This window comes from Oceanobacillus sojae, assembly GCF_900162665.1.
Taxonomy (GTDB): domain Bacteria; phylum Bacillota; class Bacilli; order Bacillales; family Amphibacillaceae; genus Oceanobacillus; species Oceanobacillus sojae_A.
Genome location: NZ_LT727813.1, coordinates 123,506 through 140,415 on the forward strand (window position 1 = coordinate 123,506; position 16,910 = coordinate 140,415).

General features: G+C 34.7%; 14 protein-coding genes and 3 pseudogenes. 6 read left to right on the forward strand and 11 right to left on the reverse strand.

The window, feature by feature from the left end:
* Positions 1–29: 29 nt before the first annotated feature.
* The 9 genes and pseudogenes from BN1068_RS17925 to istA all read right to left on the reverse strand — a co-directional run bounded on the left by BN1068_RS17925 (position 30) and on the right by istA (position 7,978).
* Positions 30–533 (reverse strand): GNAT family N-acetyltransferase, encoded by a 504-nt coding sequence (locus tag BN1068_RS17925; RefSeq protein ID WP_077604228.1) that lies wholly within the window; start codon positions 531–533, stop codon positions 30–32.
* Positions 534–965: 432 nt separating this feature from the next.
* Positions 966–1,223, reverse strand: a pseudogene (locus BN1068_RS17930) (integrase core domain-containing protein); the annotation flags it as partial.
* Positions 1,224–1,227: 4 nt separating this feature from the next.
* Positions 1,228–2,439, reverse strand: a complete 1,212-nt coding sequence (locus BN1068_RS17935; protein ID WP_077604230.1) for an ABC transporter permease — start codon at positions 2,437–2,439, stop codon at positions 1,228–1,230.
* Between the two features lies 1 nt (position 2,440).
* Complete coding sequence (locus BN1068_RS17940; protein WP_077604231.1) at positions 2,441–3,325, reverse strand: ABC transporter ATP-binding protein; 885 nt, start codon at positions 3,323–3,325, stop codon at positions 2,441–2,443.
* Between the two features lie 79 nt (positions 3,326–3,404).
* A complete protein-coding gene (locus tag BN1068_RS24085; RefSeq protein ID WP_368483306.1) occupies positions 3,405–3,635 on the reverse strand; it encodes a VOC family protein in 231 nt (76 codons plus the stop codon).
* Positions 3,636–3,686: 51 nt separating this feature from the next.
* Positions 3,687–4,283, reverse strand: coding sequence for a TetR/AcrR family transcriptional regulator (locus BN1068_RS17950; protein ID WP_077604232.1), 597 nt, complete (start codon positions 4,281–4,283; stop codon positions 3,687–3,689).
* A 7-nt stretch (positions 4,284–4,290) separates the two neighbouring features.
* Positions 4,291–5,040, reverse strand: a complete 750-nt coding sequence (locus BN1068_RS17955; protein ID WP_077604233.1) for an alpha/beta fold hydrolase — start codon at positions 5,038–5,040, stop codon at positions 4,291–4,293.
* A gap of 719 nt (positions 5,041–5,759) precedes the next feature.
* A complete protein-coding gene (istB, locus tag BN1068_RS17965; protein ID WP_064467641.1) occupies positions 5,760–6,479 on the reverse strand; it encodes an IS21-like element helper ATPase IstB in 720 nt (239 codons plus the stop codon).
* Positions 6,479–7,978 carry an IS21 family transposase gene (gene istA, locus BN1068_RS17970; RefSeq protein ID WP_077112926.1) on the reverse strand — a complete coding sequence of 500 codons (1,500 nt, stop codon included), beginning with the start codon at positions 7,976–7,978 and terminating at the stop codon, positions 6,479–6,481. Before istA ends, istB begins: the two co-directional genes overlap by 1 nt.
* A gap of 965 nt (positions 7,979–8,943) precedes the next feature.
* On the opposite strand from istA, the gene BN1068_RS17975 reads away from it, so the two are divergent.
* Positions 8,944–10,305: an IS4 family transposase gene (locus BN1068_RS17975; RefSeq protein ID WP_077600813.1), complete on the forward strand. Its 1,362-nt coding sequence runs from the start codon at positions 8,944–8,946 to the stop codon at positions 10,303–10,305.
* A 1-nt stretch (position 10,306) separates the two neighbouring features.
* Here the strand turns inward: BN1068_RS17975 and BN1068_RS17980 are convergent, their stop codons facing one another.
* The gene (locus BN1068_RS17980; protein WP_077604235.1) at positions 10,307–11,251 is read right to left on the reverse strand and encodes a hypothetical protein; all 945 of its coding nucleotides are present in this window, start codon (positions 11,249–11,251) and stop codon (positions 10,307–10,309) included.
* Positions 11,252–11,550: 299 nt separating this feature from the next.
* Between BN1068_RS17980 and BN1068_RS24090 the strand changes: the two are divergent.
* The 4 genes and pseudogenes from BN1068_RS24090 to BN1068_RS17995 all read left to right on the forward strand — a co-directional run bounded on the left by BN1068_RS24090 (position 11,551) and on the right by BN1068_RS17995 (position 14,154).
* Positions 11,551–11,770 (forward strand): annotated as a pseudogene (locus BN1068_RS24090) (hypothetical protein).
* 59 nt (positions 11,771–11,829) lie between these two features.
* A complete protein-coding gene (locus tag BN1068_RS17990) occupies positions 11,830–12,591 on the forward strand; it encodes an abortive infection family protein (RefSeq protein ID WP_439822986.1) in 762 nt (253 codons plus the stop codon).
* A gap of 88 nt (positions 12,592–12,679) precedes the next feature.
* A pseudogene (locus tag BN1068_RS24095) lies at positions 12,680–12,973 on the forward strand (antirestriction protein ArdA); the annotation flags it as partial.
* A 152-nt stretch (positions 12,974–13,125) separates the two neighbouring features.
* Positions 13,126–14,154, forward strand: a complete 1,029-nt coding sequence (locus tag BN1068_RS17995; protein ID WP_175637197.1) for an AAA family ATPase — start codon at positions 13,126–13,128, stop codon at positions 14,152–14,154.
* A gap of 50 nt (positions 14,155–14,204) precedes the next feature.
* Here the strand turns inward: BN1068_RS17995 and BN1068_RS18000 are convergent, their stop codons facing one another.
* Complete coding sequence (locus BN1068_RS18000; RefSeq protein WP_077601279.1) at positions 14,205–15,566, reverse strand: transposase; 1,362 nt, start codon at positions 15,564–15,566, stop codon at positions 14,205–14,207.
* Between the two features lie 115 nt (positions 15,567–15,681).
* Here BN1068_RS18000 and BN1068_RS18005 point away from each other — a divergent pair, with 115 nt between their 5' ends.
* Positions 15,682–16,887, forward strand: coding sequence for an AAA family ATPase (locus tag BN1068_RS18005; RefSeq protein WP_254846829.1), 1,206 nt, complete (start codon positions 15,682–15,684; stop codon positions 16,885–16,887).
* Positions 16,888–16,910: the final 23 nt, after the last annotated feature.

A 16,910-nucleotide genomic window follows, 5' to 3' on the forward strand; every position in this document is an offset into this window, starting at 1 on the left:
TCAAAATAACACCCTCCGCTAGAATAAAATTAAATTTTTAAAACCATTAAATCTTCGTCAAAATACTTCCCGTTATCTTTTAAAGCATTCTTTTCTACTCCGTAATTTTGGAATCCTATGGATCTGTATAGATTCTTCGCAGGCTCATTATTGGATATCACTGTTAAATTAATTTGTTCCAAGCCGATGCAATCTTTTGCCTTTTTTAACAGTTCAAGCAAGAGCAACTTCCCTAATCCTTGTCCTCGCATTTCTGGCTTCACAAACATTCCGAAAACATTCCCTTTGTGAGCAGTTTTAAGACTACTTTCACGCACAAAAGTCACAATTCCCACTAATAAATTTCTATCCTCAAAAGCACCCAAGACAAATTTGTTATCGTTTAGTTTTAATCGTTCTGCTACAGTTTCAAGAGTGAACTTAGCCTCTCTCTCATAAGTTGAGCCAAATGCTTCAGGGTTGATTTTTAATGCACTTAAACGTAATTCTTGGTATAATTGAGCATCAGACTCATTTAAAATTCGAATAGTCATTAGCTTCTCCTCATTTCTTTTTCTCCACTTAATAATCATATTACTTCTTAAACTGGTATAGATGCTATTTCAAATACTAAAGTGGACCCCAATGTCAAGACAATACTTTTTTAAATAATAAGGTAGGTTAATAGATTGTGTCTTTACCTTTTCACGGTTAAAGCGAGTACTTGCCTCACTGAAAATGGGAACCACTTTTTCGATGTTAGAGCCAGCCTCAGCGACAGCTGCTTGCCGTTGACCGCCGCGCCCGATTCTTAGCAGGCGATATAAGGGGGGCGGGGCCCCGCCAGCGAATGCTTAGAATCGATTTGTCCGTGTTACAATTTAAAGCAGAATCAGCCCCTTCAGGCTATTTTTTGGGTATCCTGCGTGGGCTCAATGAACACGGGCAAAAGCAAGGTCAATGGTGGTGGACAACCGGCAATCCACCTACCCGAAATAAATAGATGCTGGTGTTTTATAGTTTAATGACTGATGGGGACGTTCGTGATTGTAAAAATCTATATAGTCCCTTATATTTTTCCTTGTTTCCCTTGGAGTCTCGTATTCTTTTAAGCAAACCTCCTCGTACTTTATGTTTCGCCAAAAACGTTTGATAATAATATTATCTAGTGCACGCCCCTTTCCATCCATGCTGATTTGAATATTCTTTTCATTTAACCAATATTTTAGACTAGTAAAATGGCTTATTTTAATGTTTTTGTGCCATTTGAATAACATCTTTAAATTTCACTTTTCCGCTGTAATTCATGACGCCGTTCACGTAAATTCTACTTGCCAAGTGGTTAATGATTGCAATGCTAGCTAGAAGAATGACGATGGTAATGCCCATCTCCGCATAGCCCGCTTCGCCGGATACGATTCTTGAAAATGTCACAATCGGTGATGTAATTGGGATATAGGAGCTAACAACAACAAGTGTTGATACAGAGTTAAAGATGGAGCTTATTCCGATAAAAAAAGCAACCATGATGCACATAATAATCGGGAAAGAAACTGAACTTAAGTCTTCCGTTCGGCTTACGACAGCACCGACTGCTGCATATCCAATCGCATATAATAGATAGCCGAGAATAAAATAAATGATAAAGGAAGCAACCACGATTCCGGTTAAATTGCTTAGATCAATATCAAAGCCGAAAAATGAAAATTGTTTCCCATCAATCCAACCTAAGGAGTAACTTGCAAGAAAGCCTAGAAGCATGATAACAATTTGCACTAGTCCCGTGACTAACTGTACAAGAATTTTTCCATACATCATATAGATTGGCTTTACTTTCGGTATCATGATTTCCATAACACGTGATGCCTTTTCGGCAGTAATGGTATTTGCAATCATTTGACCTTGACCGAGGATTAACAAATACATTAGGATAACAAAAATATAAACGATCCCCACTGTTCCAGTCGTATCTTTTAATGCTTTGTTTTCTACTGAAACGGGTGTTACCAGTTTAGCCGCAACCTCCGGGTTAACGTTCGAATCCGCAATTGTTTTATTGATCCCTACTTGTTGGATTTTTTGAGTTAGGATGGACACTAGCTCTTGATCAGCAAAAGATTTATACGTGTACGTCAATGCGGGTAAACCGTTCTTTTCTTTCATTTCGATAATGCCATCGAGCTCCCCGTCTCTAACTTGTTTCTTTAATTGCGCCATATCGCCTTCTTCTTGTAAAAACAGTTTTACCGAGTTCAGGCCTTTATTTAGCTGATCGATATTTGTTTTGTAGGACGTTGGATTAATGAATGCGACTTCATCCTTTGACCCGTTCGACGAAAAATGACTAAAGCCAAAAATCCCAAGTACAATTACAATTGTAATTAGATTACCGAAGATAAATGACTTCGAAGTCAATCCGTCTTTCAAATGAAACTTAAAAACGGTCATAAATTTCCCCATATTATCCTACCTTTTCAATAAAGATTTCATTTAATGTCGGCTCTAGCATCCTGAAATTGCGAATGGGGATCGAGCGTTCCTCGAATCGGTTGAGAAGTTGAATCGCTTCTTTATCATCCGTCACTTTCACGACGATGTCCGCTTGTTCTTTTTCAAAAGATATTTTCCAATCATGAAGTGCAGCTTCAACAGCTTCACTGTTCGAAATCGTTAAATTAGGGAAGCCGTAATCTTGTTTAATTTGATCCAATCTCCCTTTAACGATCGCTTCTCCTTTTTTCATTAAACAAATATGCTCGCAAAAGCTTTCAACTTGCTCCATTCGATGACTCGACAGAATGACGGTTTTTCCTGCTTTTATTTGCTCTTCAATAATCAAGGATAACAGATTGGCATTTACTGGATCTAAGCCACTGAATGGTTCGTCTAAAATAATCAATTCCGGATCGTGTAACAATGTTGCAATTAATTGAATTTTTTGCTGGTTTCCTTTTGATAATTCATTTGCTTTTTTTGTTTTATATTCGGTTATTTCAAGTTTTTCAAGCCAATGATCAATTGCCTCATCAACTTGTTTGCGGCTCATACCTTCAAGCTCACCAAAATAACGAAGTTGTGTGACAATCTTCGTTTTCGGATAAAGTCCCCTTTCTTCAGGAAGATAGCCGATTGAGACATTTGCCTGATCAAGCCTTTTTCCTTCCCACGTCATTTCCCCTCGATCCGGTGATAATAAGCATAGCAACATTTTAATTGTAGTTGTCTTGCCCGCTCCGTTTCTTCCAAGAAGTCCAAGTACCTCCCCCTTTTTCAAAGAGAAGCTAAGATTTTTAACAGCTATCGTTTCCCCAAATGACTTACTTAATTGGTAAATTTCTAACCCCATACATTGCACCTCTATTCTATTAATATTTTTTCTGATAATAAAAAGCTGCTTTCACAACTTCTCATGCATCACATTTTCGTCATGAGTTCTGCTGAGCGATCTGAATAAAATTGCCGCATGTATCGTCGAAGACAGCTATTGTAACTTCCCCCATTTCTGGCGGTTCCATGGTAAACTTCACTCTAAGTTTCACTAATCGTTCGTTCTCTTTTTGAACATCTTGAACTCCAAATATCGTTGCTGGAATGCCTTCAGCATACATCTTCTTTTGATACTCTTTCGCAGCTGAATAATAAATTGCAATGCGGATTTCATACTTTTGGAGAGTTTGATTACATGTTTGTTTTCATGTAAATTAAAATCAGTTAACAGTTCTTTTGCAAAATTCATGAATAATTTGTGCTTTTATCTCTTCAATGGGAAACTTCTGCGGATAGGTAGATATCATCAGCATGCTGCCTTGAAGCACGGACGAAAAATATAGCGACCGTTTCCTCGGCTCATTTGTTCCCATTCTTTCAAATATTTCACATTGAAACTCGAATTGCCTGGCATTTTCTTCAATAATGAGATAACTGTATTTTATCAACTCTTCATCAGCTTCTGGCTGAGTTTGCAAATGAAGATAGAACCGATGAACTTCCGGATTTTGATAAATGTTATCAATGGCGCCATTGACTATATATTCAAGCTGTTCACTAGCAGTCTCTAAAGTGGTTGCTTCTTCCATGACTTCAACCACTTCTCTGATTCTTGTCTCTACCATTTCAGCAAGCAGCTCTTCTTTTCCTTTGTAATAGTTATAGAGCAAACCTTTCGAAATCTCCCCTTGTTTAGCTATATCGCTTATAGAAGTAGCGTAATATCCCTGTTTCATAAATAACTCCATAGCTGCAGCTCTAATTTTTTCTTTGGATGCTTGGCGAATACGATTATTCTCTTCTGGTGTACGTGGCATTTTAACTTCATTCCTCCATAAAAGCAGTGATTGCCTGATTTAACTCTTCAGAATGTGTCAGAGTCAAGATATGATCAGCATTTGGTATTTCAATAAAATTGATATTTGGAATTTTTCTAAAGTGTTCACGAGCAAGAAAATTTTCAGGTAAATCCTTTTCGCCAATAATAAATAATGTTTTGGCAGTCAACTCTTCTAATCGGTCGATGGCAGGAGGATTGGGCCATATCATTTCAAAAGCAGGTCCACCCAACACTCGTTGAAACTGATCTTGAAGCATTTGCGTGGCAAGACTTCTTTGCGGACTATGGATAACGACTTGATACATTGGAGAATGCAGCATCAAATCTACCATCTTCTCCACATCCGGGGCAGCCCCCATCACCTTTTGCATTATTTGCTCATATTCTGTGTAACCTTGAAATCCTGATAAAGCAGGAGCAATTAAAACAAGATTTGTGACTTTTTCCGGATAAGTTAAAGCGAATTCAGTTGCAATTTGCCCACCAATGGAATGACCGATGATGGTTGGCTTATCAAGCTCAAGCTCATCTATAAAAAACCGCATATCTTCCACATAGTTAACTTGGTCTTTCGGAGTTGGTGATTGACCAACACCTCGACCATCAACAGAAATTACTTGATAATGTTTAGCCAGTAAAGGTGCCAAGTAATTCCATTCCCGCAAATCAGTACCTCCGCCATGGATCATAACAACTGGAAGTCCAGTACCATTAATCTCATAGTACAAATCCATTAAAATCCCCCCATAAAATTCAAGTTTATTAACATTTTATCTTTGAATGAACATTTAGTCAATAGAAAAAACTATTTACTTTCAAGATAATTGGCTATCTACACTAAGGATTGGTACGGTGAAAACGATCATACTGATTGGATTGTAAAACATGGATACAGGACACTTCTTAAAAAGGGCAACAGAGATGTATTGGGCACCTTTGGGTTTGCAAATCCCGATTATGTGAATGTTAACGACTTTGCGCTGGGTGCTACGTCCATTTCCATTGGGGAGAATTTGGCCTTTTCCTGTAAGATTGAAGCAAAAAAAAGCAACCAAGGTACGGCTCGAATATAGCATTGATTATGTGAAAGCAAATGGTAAGCGAAACTGTAAAATATTCCAAATATCCGAGCTTTTTTAAAGAAAAACGAGAGGAAGGCTTATACAAAAATCCATTCCTTTGCAAATCTAAGTACAAGAAAGCATTACACCGGCCTCCATCCGGTTACGCTTATTGTGAATGTCACCGAGCAAAGTACGCTGAATTTTGAAGTATTAACTGCTAAATAGTATACTCTACCAGCAGGCTGTTGAGGCTGCTTTCTTTAGGCTACAAATTTCGCGGTGTAGACAAACTCATTTATGACTGTCATAAGCTCAATATTAAAGTGTATTTGGCAAGTAAAAAATGTATGAAATGGCATTTAAAAATGCATGCCACTTGTCGCCTCCAATTATTGCTGTATTAATGATTCTTTATAACGAAAACTCTCACCGTTAAAAAGTAGTAAATGTGAATGATGAATAAGTCGATCAATCACAGCCTCTGTTAATATTGGATCCCCAAAAACATGATTCCATTGTCCAAATTGAAGGTTGGTAGTAATCACCAAGCTTTTGTTTTCATAACACATAGATATCACCTGAAACAATAACTCTGCACCTTCTTTGTGAAGAGGAATATAGCCTAGTTCATCTAATATAAGTAAATCCAGTCTTTCAAGCTGTTTAATCAGCCTGGGGAGGGAACCATTTTGGTTCGCCTCTATTAATTTATTTGCTAAAGATGCCAACGTAAAGAACTTCACTTTGGTGCCATACCTATGTATGGCATTTAAGCTAATTAATGTTGCCAAATAAGTTTTCCCTGTGCCGACTCCACCATATAAAATCAGATTTTCCTTTTCATGAATAAATTCCCCTTGGAGGATCTTATCACGATCAATCCCTTGAGGGATTTGAATATGTTCCCATTGAAAAGGTTGGTCGCCTGTCTTTGGTAATTGTGCTTGCTTTAGTAATAAGTTCACTTTTCTTTCCTCTCTATTTTCAACCTCCCTTTCAAATAATTGAAGAAGATAGTCATAATTATTTTCAGCTTTAATTTCATGGTAATGCTCTCTTATCCAACTTAACTTCAAGCGTTTGGCATGTGCTTCAATTTGCTCTTTCATCAAGATACACCTCCGCTTTGAAGTAAAGAATCATAATGAGAAAGCCCTCTGGTTGCCGCAGGCATAGTTGGTAGATTAATAGCTGGACTTATCTCCTTATATGTATTGCTTTGATTTATTACAGTGTAAAAACAATGCTTGATTTGATCCGTACTTGGATGGCCATGAGATGAAGCCATCGTAAGAGCTTCATTGAGTAATGAAAAATCATCATTCTTTAAAAGTTCTCCTAATAGGCGTAAAGCATTTTTTTGTTCTTCTTCTGTACAGTTCTTTAAATAGTCCGTCCAAATAGATGGAAACTGGTTGTAAATACTTGAATATTTTATAGCTCTTGGTCGTTTGGACAATAAATCTAGATAAGGCTGCCAAATCATAGATTTCCGCCTTACACCATAGAGTCTGGTGTGTTTGGCAATCACTTCGTTATCTTCGTTCAAAATGGCAATTTCGTTATAAGTAATACGGACTCTAATTTTTTGTTGCGCAAACCTTGGAGATGTCGAATATTGTTTTGTATCTACATTGACGATTCCATATTTGTCTGATTTCAATTCCTCATATCGAGCACATTCAAATCCCTTTTCAGGCAACATAAGAAAGCTATTTAAATCCTCTTCAAACAATTTTGACTGAAGGATCTTTTTATCGTAATGTAGTCGATCACGATCTTTTTCTGCCATTTCCCATAATGTTTCATTGAAATGATCAACGTTTATAATCCTATTTTCCGGTAATAAAAAGTTGTTTCTTACATATTTCACCATGGCTTCTACATGGCCTTTTTCATTGCCTTTACCTGGATTACAAAACTCATACTGAAAACCAAAGTGTAATACAAAGCGTTCAAATGTATCTGTTAATTCACGTTCCCCTTTAGAAAATATTTTGTTCACTGCAGGGGATAAATTATCAAATCGTATCGTCTTCGGAACCCCGCCCATATGTTGAAACATCCGTTGTAAACCTTCCAATAAGCATTCTGTATTTTCCGAAGGAAAAACTTGAAAATAAAAGCTATTACTATACGGAAACGACATCACTAAGTACGGTAAATCGATCGTTTCTGAATCATAGTTAAATGGCCCAGTTCCAAAGTCAACTTGAGCTGTACCTGGTATAGATTCAAGAGGTAAGGCTGCTTCTGTCATCGATTCCTTTAATTCCTTTTTTCTTTTGGATACATAATCGCGTACAGTGCGGTCTGACCCTGTAAAGCTATGAAAATCTCTTAATTGCTCATACATTTTTTTAGCTGTTCTCTGATACTTCTTTTTCTTCTTTAAATCTTCTTTAATCCACTTATCTATAATGGGCTTAACTGGCTCCATTACCCGTGCTTTTCGTTTTTGCTTTTTCTTTCTTTTGAACTCTTCCTGATTTGCATACTTACTAACTGTACGTGGGTCAACTTCCATTCTCCTTGCCACATCGGCATAGGATTCACCTTTTTGATTTACCTCATGTCTGATATAATCAATTTGTGCCACTGCTAACATCTCCTAATAACCTCCTGTCGAACGTTGTTGGTCCAACGAGGAGTTTAAAGTTATTTGGAGGAGTTGGCAAGTGGCGTATTTAATTTATGTATGCCCTACGGGCCATACATAAATTAAATGCCAATCCCTACATTATTAGTTTGCCATAAACATATTAAAGCGGCTAGTCTTTGATTCCGTCAAGGTGCCCTTACCATTTTCAATATGTACTACTTCTGTCCATGTTACTTCACTTTTTATAAAAATACATAAAAGGCTATAAATCCTTGTATAGTAAGGATTTATAGCCTTTTAAAATAAATTTACATTATTTCCCAATCATTCCCACTCAGTACTTCGCCAATACAATATAGTGAAAAATCGTTGATATGATAGGATTTCGGGAAGTATAAAAAACTATAAAAACATAAAAATTGATATAAAGTGTGCCACGACTGTGCCACTGATTTTAATAAATCGGAAAGCTGGAATGAGAAATCATTTCGGCTTTTTATTTTATCTTGTTTACTATAAAAACTATTAAGAGTTTCATTTTTATAAATAAACTTTTATAGATACCAAATTTCACAGTACTAGAATCACTTTTCCAATACCTCCATTAAAGACTTTTCATATTTCTCGGATACTTTTTTCAAATTGACTTTTTCTCTATTTTCATCTCTATAATTTTTATACATCTTGAGACTATCTATAATCTGCACACCAAATTCAAGTTGTGTTATATTGTTTTCGCGTATAGGATAGCATGTATTATTTACTATTGCTAATCTTTTTATTGGGTTTAGATTTAATATATTACTCAACTTTCGCAGCTAGAAAGAAGCATTCAATTTAACTAGCCGTAAAGCTTATTACTGTTCAAATATGGTCGTTGACATTAGAAATAGGTATAAAAAAACACCTCAACTTTTGGTATAGTGTAATTGACTAGAAAACACTACCAATACAGAAGAGGTGTCTCCTATATGATAGCGAATAATGACCAAAATAATCAACTACCAAATGAACTTTCTTCCATCTTTAAAGAATTAAACGTGTATAAGCATCTTAGAAAAGCTGGTATTACAAAGTCTGTCGGTTTTACTTGTGCCTATCTTTTTCAATTGATTTTTTGTTTGATCTTTGAAAATAAGAACTGGTATCAAATACTTCAAAGTAACAAAGCGAGTGATTGTCCAGAGAAGAATGCTGTCTATCGTTTTTTAAACAAATCTACCTTCGCTTGGAGAAGGTTCTTACTATTTCTAAGTGCTCATACCATTGGAAAAGTAACCAGCTTAACGCGTCATGATCGCCCCAAAGTATTGATTGTAGATGATTCTTCGTATGATCGTAACCGCAGTAAATCGGTTGAATTATTAGCTCGCTGTTTTGACCATGCATCCCAAAAGATGCGCTTTTATAAAGGGTTCCGTATGCTCACGCTTGGTTGGTCAGATGGTGCAACGTTCATTCCCGTAGACTTTTCTTTATTGAGCTCGAAGAAAAGCCAAATAAATGGCATATCATCAAAAATTGATAAGCGTAGTTCCGGTTATAAACGCAGAGTAGAAGCATTACAAACCGCACCTGAGCAACTACCAAGTATGGTGGAACGCGCGATGAATGCCGGTATCGATGCTTCCTATGTGCTGATGGACTCTTGGTTCACGTATCAGCCTCTCGTTAAGGAGATAAAAGAGCAAGGCTTGGACGTCATTGGCATGGTAAAGAACTTGAAACAGCGTTACCTTGTGAATGGCCAACGTGTAAGCTTAAAAGAACTTTATCGTTTTGCGAAACCAACAGATGGAAAGAAAGGCATTCTTCGTTCGATTCATACGACACAAGCGAATGGCATTCCTATTAAAGTTGTCTTTGTTCGTAATCGGAATAAAAAGAGCGAATGGTTAGCTATTCTAAGCACCGATTGTACACTTAGTGATCAAGAAATCATTCGTATTTATGGGATGAGATGGGACATTGAAGTTTTTTTCAAAACAACAAAATCTCTTTTAAAACTTCAAAAAGAGTTCCAAAGTCGTTCGTATGACGGCTTAATTAGTCATACGACCATCGTATTCGCACGCTATATTGTTCTCTCGTGGCAAAACCGATGTAGCACAGACGAGCGAACACTTGGCGGCATGTTTTATGAATTGTGTGATGAAGTTAGTGATCTCGATTGGGCTGTGGCACTTCAGCAGTTGATCGAGCTTCTTGAAGATGCCTTGAAAATGAGCAATAAAAAGGTACAAAAATTAATCAAAAGTCAAGTCCAACAATGGATTGCAGGTTTACCCAGCTATATCAGGGCTTACCTGCCTATTTCAGTGTGCGAAAGTTGAGTTAATTATTAATTCCAAAATCATGAGAACAAAAAAAATGAAAAAAAACATCTTTTGACTCAGAGTTTCTGGACGCAACTTGAGTTTCCAAATTTCTTAAATGCAGTAAATCCCAAGCCATAGCATTAATTTTAGAAATTACATTGTTTGAAGTTTCTTTAATACCACCAAAAAAAGAACTGATTCGTTCATCCTTGTCAAAAAATAGGTATGCTATATATAACTCATTCTCTGTATATGCAAATAGTTCTTTATTTACACATTCCAGTAATTCTAACATTTTATTTTTTGCACTTTTTTTAGATTTAAAGTTTATTTCATATATTTTAAGTAATAAACAGTAGATTAAATGATACTGTGGTAGTTGCAACAACGGTACATCTACTTTAATTGCTTGCATTACTCTAGAGACATTTTTAACGATTTCGCTATCATTTTTAATAGTATCAAAACTATAACTATCAAATTCCTCTATGCTTTGAGCTTTATCAAATGCAAAAAACGAAACTACACTCTCAAATATAAATTCAGTGTCAACATCATGTCTATTGGCACCAGCTTCTAATATATATGGACTACAACTAATTTGTGCTCCTGAACTTTTTAAATACACTAATAGCTTTTTAAATGAGGGGTCAATTTGCTTATATACTAAATAATTTCTTAAATAACTAATTATGTTAGAATCAAAGTCAAAGCAGCGATGTACTTTAATTTTTCTAAAATACGATTCAAAGTTATATTTATCAATGACCAAAGTGTTCTCCAAACTAGAAAAACTATGTACAATATATTTATCTATCTGCTTCGAGGTAAAATCCATACCAAAGTTATTGATCTCATTATCAAAACAAAACAGTCTAATATCTTGAGCAGAATAATAATTTTCCTTAAAGCTTTCCCAAGGCGTATCTGTTGTTAACAATTCTTCAATTATTTTTTCCATCAAATGCCCCCCTGTTTGATAACGATTTAATTATCTTTATACAGTTTCAATTATTTTTTCTATAAATAAAAAAAATGTCCTTGCCCAATATAAAAATCCTTATTTTCTATATTGAAAGTACACAAACGATATCTAAATAGAAGATAAAGATATGATACCAGTTTAACAATAACCTATTAGAGATACCAGAATTAAATAATCCATGCATTGCAGAATTTTATAGAAACTCGATTTTTTGGCATTTGGGATATTCTCATCTGACATGATTTTTTTTGGATAAAAACATTGGGAGACAGAAAGTGAATTTTGAGCAGAATTTGTATAATCGGATCTTAGGTAATGCACAGTCCTTAATGCATATGATAATTGTCTTGATTGGTATTTATTTAGTATTTAGGCTTGAGTATTTCAAACTGACTGTTTTTTATTATTGCTTTGGTTGCAGTAGGATTAATCTTTAATGCAGCTGGTTTAAAAGACGTATTGTTAAACTTATTCAATCGAATTATTGGTGCGTAGCTCAGATTTTTCATGATAAAATAAAATATATATTTTTTATTATGAAAGGATTTATAAATATGTTTACAGATGACCAGTTTAAATCAATATTAATTAAAACACTAGAAAGAAAGAGCTCTTCAAATTATCATGAAGGAGTTAATAAAATTGTTTCTAAAATAAAAATATCAGATGTGACTTTAGATGAGACTGAAGATTTTACTTATTATAAAGGATACATCAGGGGATGGAATACACTTTGTACCTATCTTAAAATAAAAGTTCCTTTTGATGATTTAGATTTTTTTGAAAGTCATAAAGATTTGCTCACCCAGACAGCAAGCTCTATATATGATAAACAAGGTGATAATGTATTAGTAGATACTATTTTAGTACCACTTCCAGAGAATTACGAAGTAATCGACTTTAGTCCGTTGAAAATTAGTGATGTGGTCTCACAAGCCATAGAAGATGCTGAGTCTTTCATGAGTAATGGTGAATATCCACGTGCATTTGATAGAGTGCACACCGCTTTTCATGGATACTTAATTGAAATACTAAAAAATTTTGGAATTACAGCCCCTAGAGACGAAAGTCTATCTAAATTATATAATAGGATACAAACGTTAATTGAAAAAGAAATTCAACCTGCTGACCTTGCTGATATGGTGAAGACAACAATAAGGTCATCAAATGGAATGATTAATTCTCTTAACGAAGCAAGAAATAGACATTCACTTGCACATCCTAATACAAATATTATTGGAAAAAGAGAAGCAAAACTAATAATAGGTATTGCAAGTACAGTTACAGATTACATTAGTGGATACCTTGATAAGTAGCGTCATTAACTGACTGCTACTTTTTTTATGACTGTTTTTATAAAAAGGACGTGATAACCAATGAAAATGCAAGTCTATATTGCGAAATGAAGAATATGTAATCCATGAGTACACCCCTATTACTGAAATCAATCGTTTGAGTGCTATGGTACAAGATATCGAAGGAATTCCGCTTTATGACGCTCTTGTCGAAATATAAAGTTACTGGTTTAATAGCGTTGAAGAAACACTGGAAAATCTAAACAGTATTATATGTTACAGCGGTTGTGATTCGATGGAAGATTTGGCACTTTACTATATGAAAGTATCAGGTCTACTTGGTGAAGTACCTACCAATTTATAGAATTATATTGACTATCAAGCACTCGGACGTGATATGTAAATCAAGGGTAATTTTCTTGTTACTTCTCTTGGTTTATTTGAATATATACCTTAATTTATACTAAAGAACTTAGATTAAAAACTGATTTCATTTTAACTTTTTGCTAAATGTACGATAATAATAATAGAGGACATTTTACAAGGAGAATAAAAATGATAGAAAAAATGCTGATTCATAAAATAGCTACGTATAGTAATCCTGTAGAAATACTTCCTAAAAAATTAAATTTTATATATGGAAGTAACGGAAGTGGAAAAACTACAATTTCTAATTTAATAGGCAATTTCGATTTATCTGATGATTGTTTGGTAGAAATGAAAAATTCGAGTAGCATCAAGACTTTGGTTTATAACAAACAATTTGTAGAGGACAACTTTAGCCAATCTACCAGTAGTGTAAAAGGGATTTTTACTTTGGGTGAGGATTCTATTCAAGCTCAAGAGGAGTTAAAAAAACTAGAGACTGAAAATCAAGAAAAATCGAGTATGATTGATAAAAAAGAAGAAACTATTAAAAAATTTGATGAAGAAATTACTTCAAAAAAAGGGTTAGTTATGGATAAGTGTTGGAAGCTCCAACAAGACATAGGGAATAGCTTTAGCAACGCTCTAGTTGGTTACAGAAAAAGCAAACAAAAATTTTTTGATAATTGTATTAGTGTTTATGAAAAATGGGATAAGAAAGGTGCTGAAAGCATAGATAAAATAAAAGAAAAGTACGATATTTCATTTTCTAAAGAAAGTCAAGTTTATACTAAGTTTCCTACTATTGATATTACTGAAATTCGAACTATTGAAGAATCTGATTTACTTCAAAAAGTAATCACAGGTAGTAAAGATACCCCAATGGGACAATTGATAGAATTACTCAAAAACAGCGATTGGGTAAAACAAGGGTTAGAATATATTCCTAATTCAAATCAACAATGCCCATTTTGCCAACAAACATTGTCTAAAGAAATCCAACAAGAAATTGTAGGTTATTTTGATGAAGAGTATGAAAAAGATTGCCAATCCATTAAAGAATTTATTTTTAATTATAATACTTATTTTAATAGGATTGAAAGTACTCTTTCTGAAATTTTAAAAACAACAATTCCATTTATTGATACTTCGAAGCTAGAAACCGAATATGAATTATTTAATAGTCAATTGAATGAATTTCATAATTGCTCTTTTTAAAAATACAAAGACGAACAGAATTTTCGAAAGTGTATTTTAAAAAACAAAAATTATGCAGCTTGTTGTTGCTGAATAAGCTCCGCTTGGATGCGATCCGCAGCTAATTTGGAAGCATTGTAAATCAAAGCGACCATGTCAAAATGGACTTTCGCACGCTTTCCAGTGCGATAGCGAACATTATTTAACTGATAGAACTCTTTTAAATAAGCGTTGACACGTTCTACTGCTGTCCGTTGTTTAAAAATCTTTTTCCAAGCTCTTGATCCGCGCGCAGGCGCCGTATAACGTCTTAAATCGGTGGTTATTTTGACTTTATACACTTTTTGACAGATACCTTCATTTGCAAGTGGGCAGTTGCTACATTCCTTAGGTCTGGTATACTTCAATGTTTCGTATTTCGGATCAAAGCTGTCATATTTATAGGAATGTTCTCGCAAACAGGTCGGGGCAAAATCCTTATCAAACCCGATCATTTCGCCTTCATTGCGTTTATTATAGGCAATGACAGACTGTTGTCCCATGCGATGAATTTGTTCATAAATCGGCTCGAAATCATAGCCCGCATCCAATGTCTGGTAAGAAGCAGACGTAAGCGGAAGTCGTTGATCTATCCCCTTCAATAGGGCGATAGCGGCTTTTCCATCATTTAAGCTGCCGGAAGAAAACAAGGATTGTAGAATATACTGGCTTGATGCCCCAACTGCGAGGTGTCCTTTGTAGCCAAACCAATACTCGTTTTTACCATCTGCATTCTTTTTCACACCCCATTTTGGGTTCTGTGGCACTTCTGCACGCAATACGTCTAATGGAACGTCTAATTGAGCTTCTATTTTCTTTTCATACAATGGAAGATTCGCTTCTTTTTCTGCTTGTTCTTTGAGATATTGGTCGCGTTCTTTCTTGGATTTACGCCCACGCTTTTTGGGTCTGATTTCCGATTTTTCTTCTTTTTGAACGGGCGCCTTGTCCCGGGCTTCAAAATGGGTTGCGTCAATGGCGATGACTTCATCAGCGATAAATCCTTCTGTGATAGCTGCCAGTGTTACGTTTTCGAAGGATTTCTCTAAAATATCTGATTCACTCAGTTTTGTAACCAAGCGAGAATACGCAGCTTCTGACGGTGTAGAATCGGAAACAAGAAATCCGCAGTTCATTTTAAAGATAAAGTCATCATTTAGACGCTTGATTAAGTCTTTGATCGTTGGGATGCGCTCGATGTAGCGAATAAAAAAAGAAATAATCATCCCTGCATAATTTAGCTCAACAGGCGCTCCAAGCCGGGATTTCTTATTAATCGCATGATAAATACGATCCAGATCAATCGCTGAAATAATCGCTTCATATTTTTGGGTAGGTTCCATGTCATATAATTCTTGGATGCCAAATAGACTCGGTTGTCGTATAATGGTCATAAGAAGTACTCCTCCAGTCTTTTTATGGTTTTGTGGTTATTACCATTATACAAGATTTGGGGAGGTACTTCTTTTTTTATGCCCTGAACTCATTGGGACGCAAGGGTTAAGAATTATGAAATTCACTCAATTGAAATTAAACAACGAAGAATTGCAAAAAAAATTAAACTCACCGTCAAACAAAATTACTATAAATAGTGTTAAAAAACTAATTGAAGAGATGAACCAAATTATAGAAGCATATAACAATGCAATTATTTCTAATAATAATATTGTAAAAAATCAAAAACAAGAACAAATAAATTGTAAAAACTTACTTTGGGATTACATTGTTAATGAATTGAAAGTAGACTTGGAAGATTATCTAAATTTTACAAATGGAAAGCAAAAAGCTAAAGATTCTATTGGACAACAAATTTCAACCTTAAAAAAGAAAATTCAAGATAATAAAACTAACATTGAAACTATTGAAGATTCTCTAACTAGTGTTGTACCAACTGTTACAGAAATTAATAACATTCTTACAAAGTTTGATTTCAAAGGATTTCATCTTAAAGAAAATGAAAACCAAAAAGGTACTTACCTCATTTTAAGAGATGATGGTACAAATGCTAGCAGCACACTTAGTGAAGGAGAATATAATTTTATTACATTTTTATATTTTTACTATTTGGTATATGGAAGTCAGGAAAAAACAGGGATATCGGCAAATAAAGTAGTTGTAATTGATGATCCCATTTCTAGTTTGGACAGTAATGTTCTATTCATTGTAAGTACATTAGTAAAGAATTTAATTAATGATTGTAAAAATAATGATAATGGCATTAAACAAGCCTTTGTCCTTACTCATAATGTCTACTTCCATAAAGAAATTACTTTTTTAGGCAGTCGAAAACAATTTTCTAAAGAGGAAGCTCTGTTTGGTATTGTGAGGAAAAAAGATAATGTAAGTACTTTTCACATCTACGATACAAATCCTATTGAATCAACTTATCAATTGATGTGGCGTGAGCTTATCTCTGATAAAATATCAACAGTAACTTCTTTTAACACTATGCGTCGAATATTGGAGTATTATTTCAAGATTATTGGTGATATGGATTATGAAAAATGTATTAATGAATTTGACGGTACAGATAAGATAGTTTGCAAAGCTTTAGTATCCGGTATTAATGATGGCTCACATTTTATAAGCGATGATTTTGTTATAGCCTTTGATGAAGAAAATATTGAAAACTATAAACGAATATTTCGGTTAGTATTCTACAAACTAGGACATATTCAACACTATAATATGATGATGGGTGTACCCACTCCTTAAAATTATAGTTGGCGATTTTCTTA

Coding starts and splice junctions, on each gene's coding strand:
- BN1068_RS17955 (WP_077604233.1), bottom strand. CDS start 5,040: ATGGATTTGTACTATGAGATTAATGGTACTGGACTTCCAGTTGTTATG.
- BN1068_RS17975 (WP_077600813.1), top strand. CDS start 8,944: ATGATAGCGAATAATGACCAAAATAATCAACTACCAAATGAACTTTCT.
- BN1068_RS17980 (WP_077604235.1), bottom strand. CDS start 11,251: ATGGAAAAAATAATTGAAGAATTGTTAACAACAGATACGCCTTGGGAA.
- BN1068_RS17940 (WP_077604231.1), bottom strand. CDS start 3,325: ATGGGGTTAGAAATTTACCAATTAAGTAAGTCATTTGGGGAAACGATA.
- BN1068_RS18000 (WP_077601279.1), bottom strand. CDS start 15,566: ATGACCATTATACGACAACCGAGTCTATTTGGCATCCAAGAATTATAT.
- BN1068_RS17935 (WP_077604230.1), bottom strand. CDS start 2,439: ATGGGGAAATTTATGACCGTTTTTAAGTTTCATTTGAAAGACGGATTG.
- BN1068_RS17995 (WP_175637197.1), top strand. CDS start 13,126: ATGATAGAAAAAATGCTGATTCATAAAATAGCTACGTATAGTAATCCT.
- BN1068_RS17990 (WP_439822986.1), top strand. CDS start 11,830: ATGTTTACAGATGACCAGTTTAAATCAATATTAATTAAAACACTAGAA.
- BN1068_RS17925 (WP_077604228.1), bottom strand. CDS start 533: ATGACTATTCGAATTTTAAATGAGTCTGATGCTCAATTATACCAAGAA.
- istB (WP_064467641.1), bottom strand. CDS start 6,479: ATGAAAGAGCAAATTGAAGCACATGCCAAACGCTTGAAGTTAAGTTGG.
- BN1068_RS17950 (WP_077604232.1), bottom strand. CDS start 4,283: ATGCCACGTACACCAGAAGAGAATAATCGTATTCGCCAAGCATCCAAA.
- BN1068_RS18005 (WP_254846829.1), top strand. CDS start 15,682: ATGAAATTCACTCAATTGAAATTAAACAACGAAGAATTGCAAAAAAAA.
- istA (WP_077112926.1), bottom strand. CDS start 7,978: ATGTTAGCAGTGGCACAAATTGATTATATCAGACATGAGGTAAATCAA.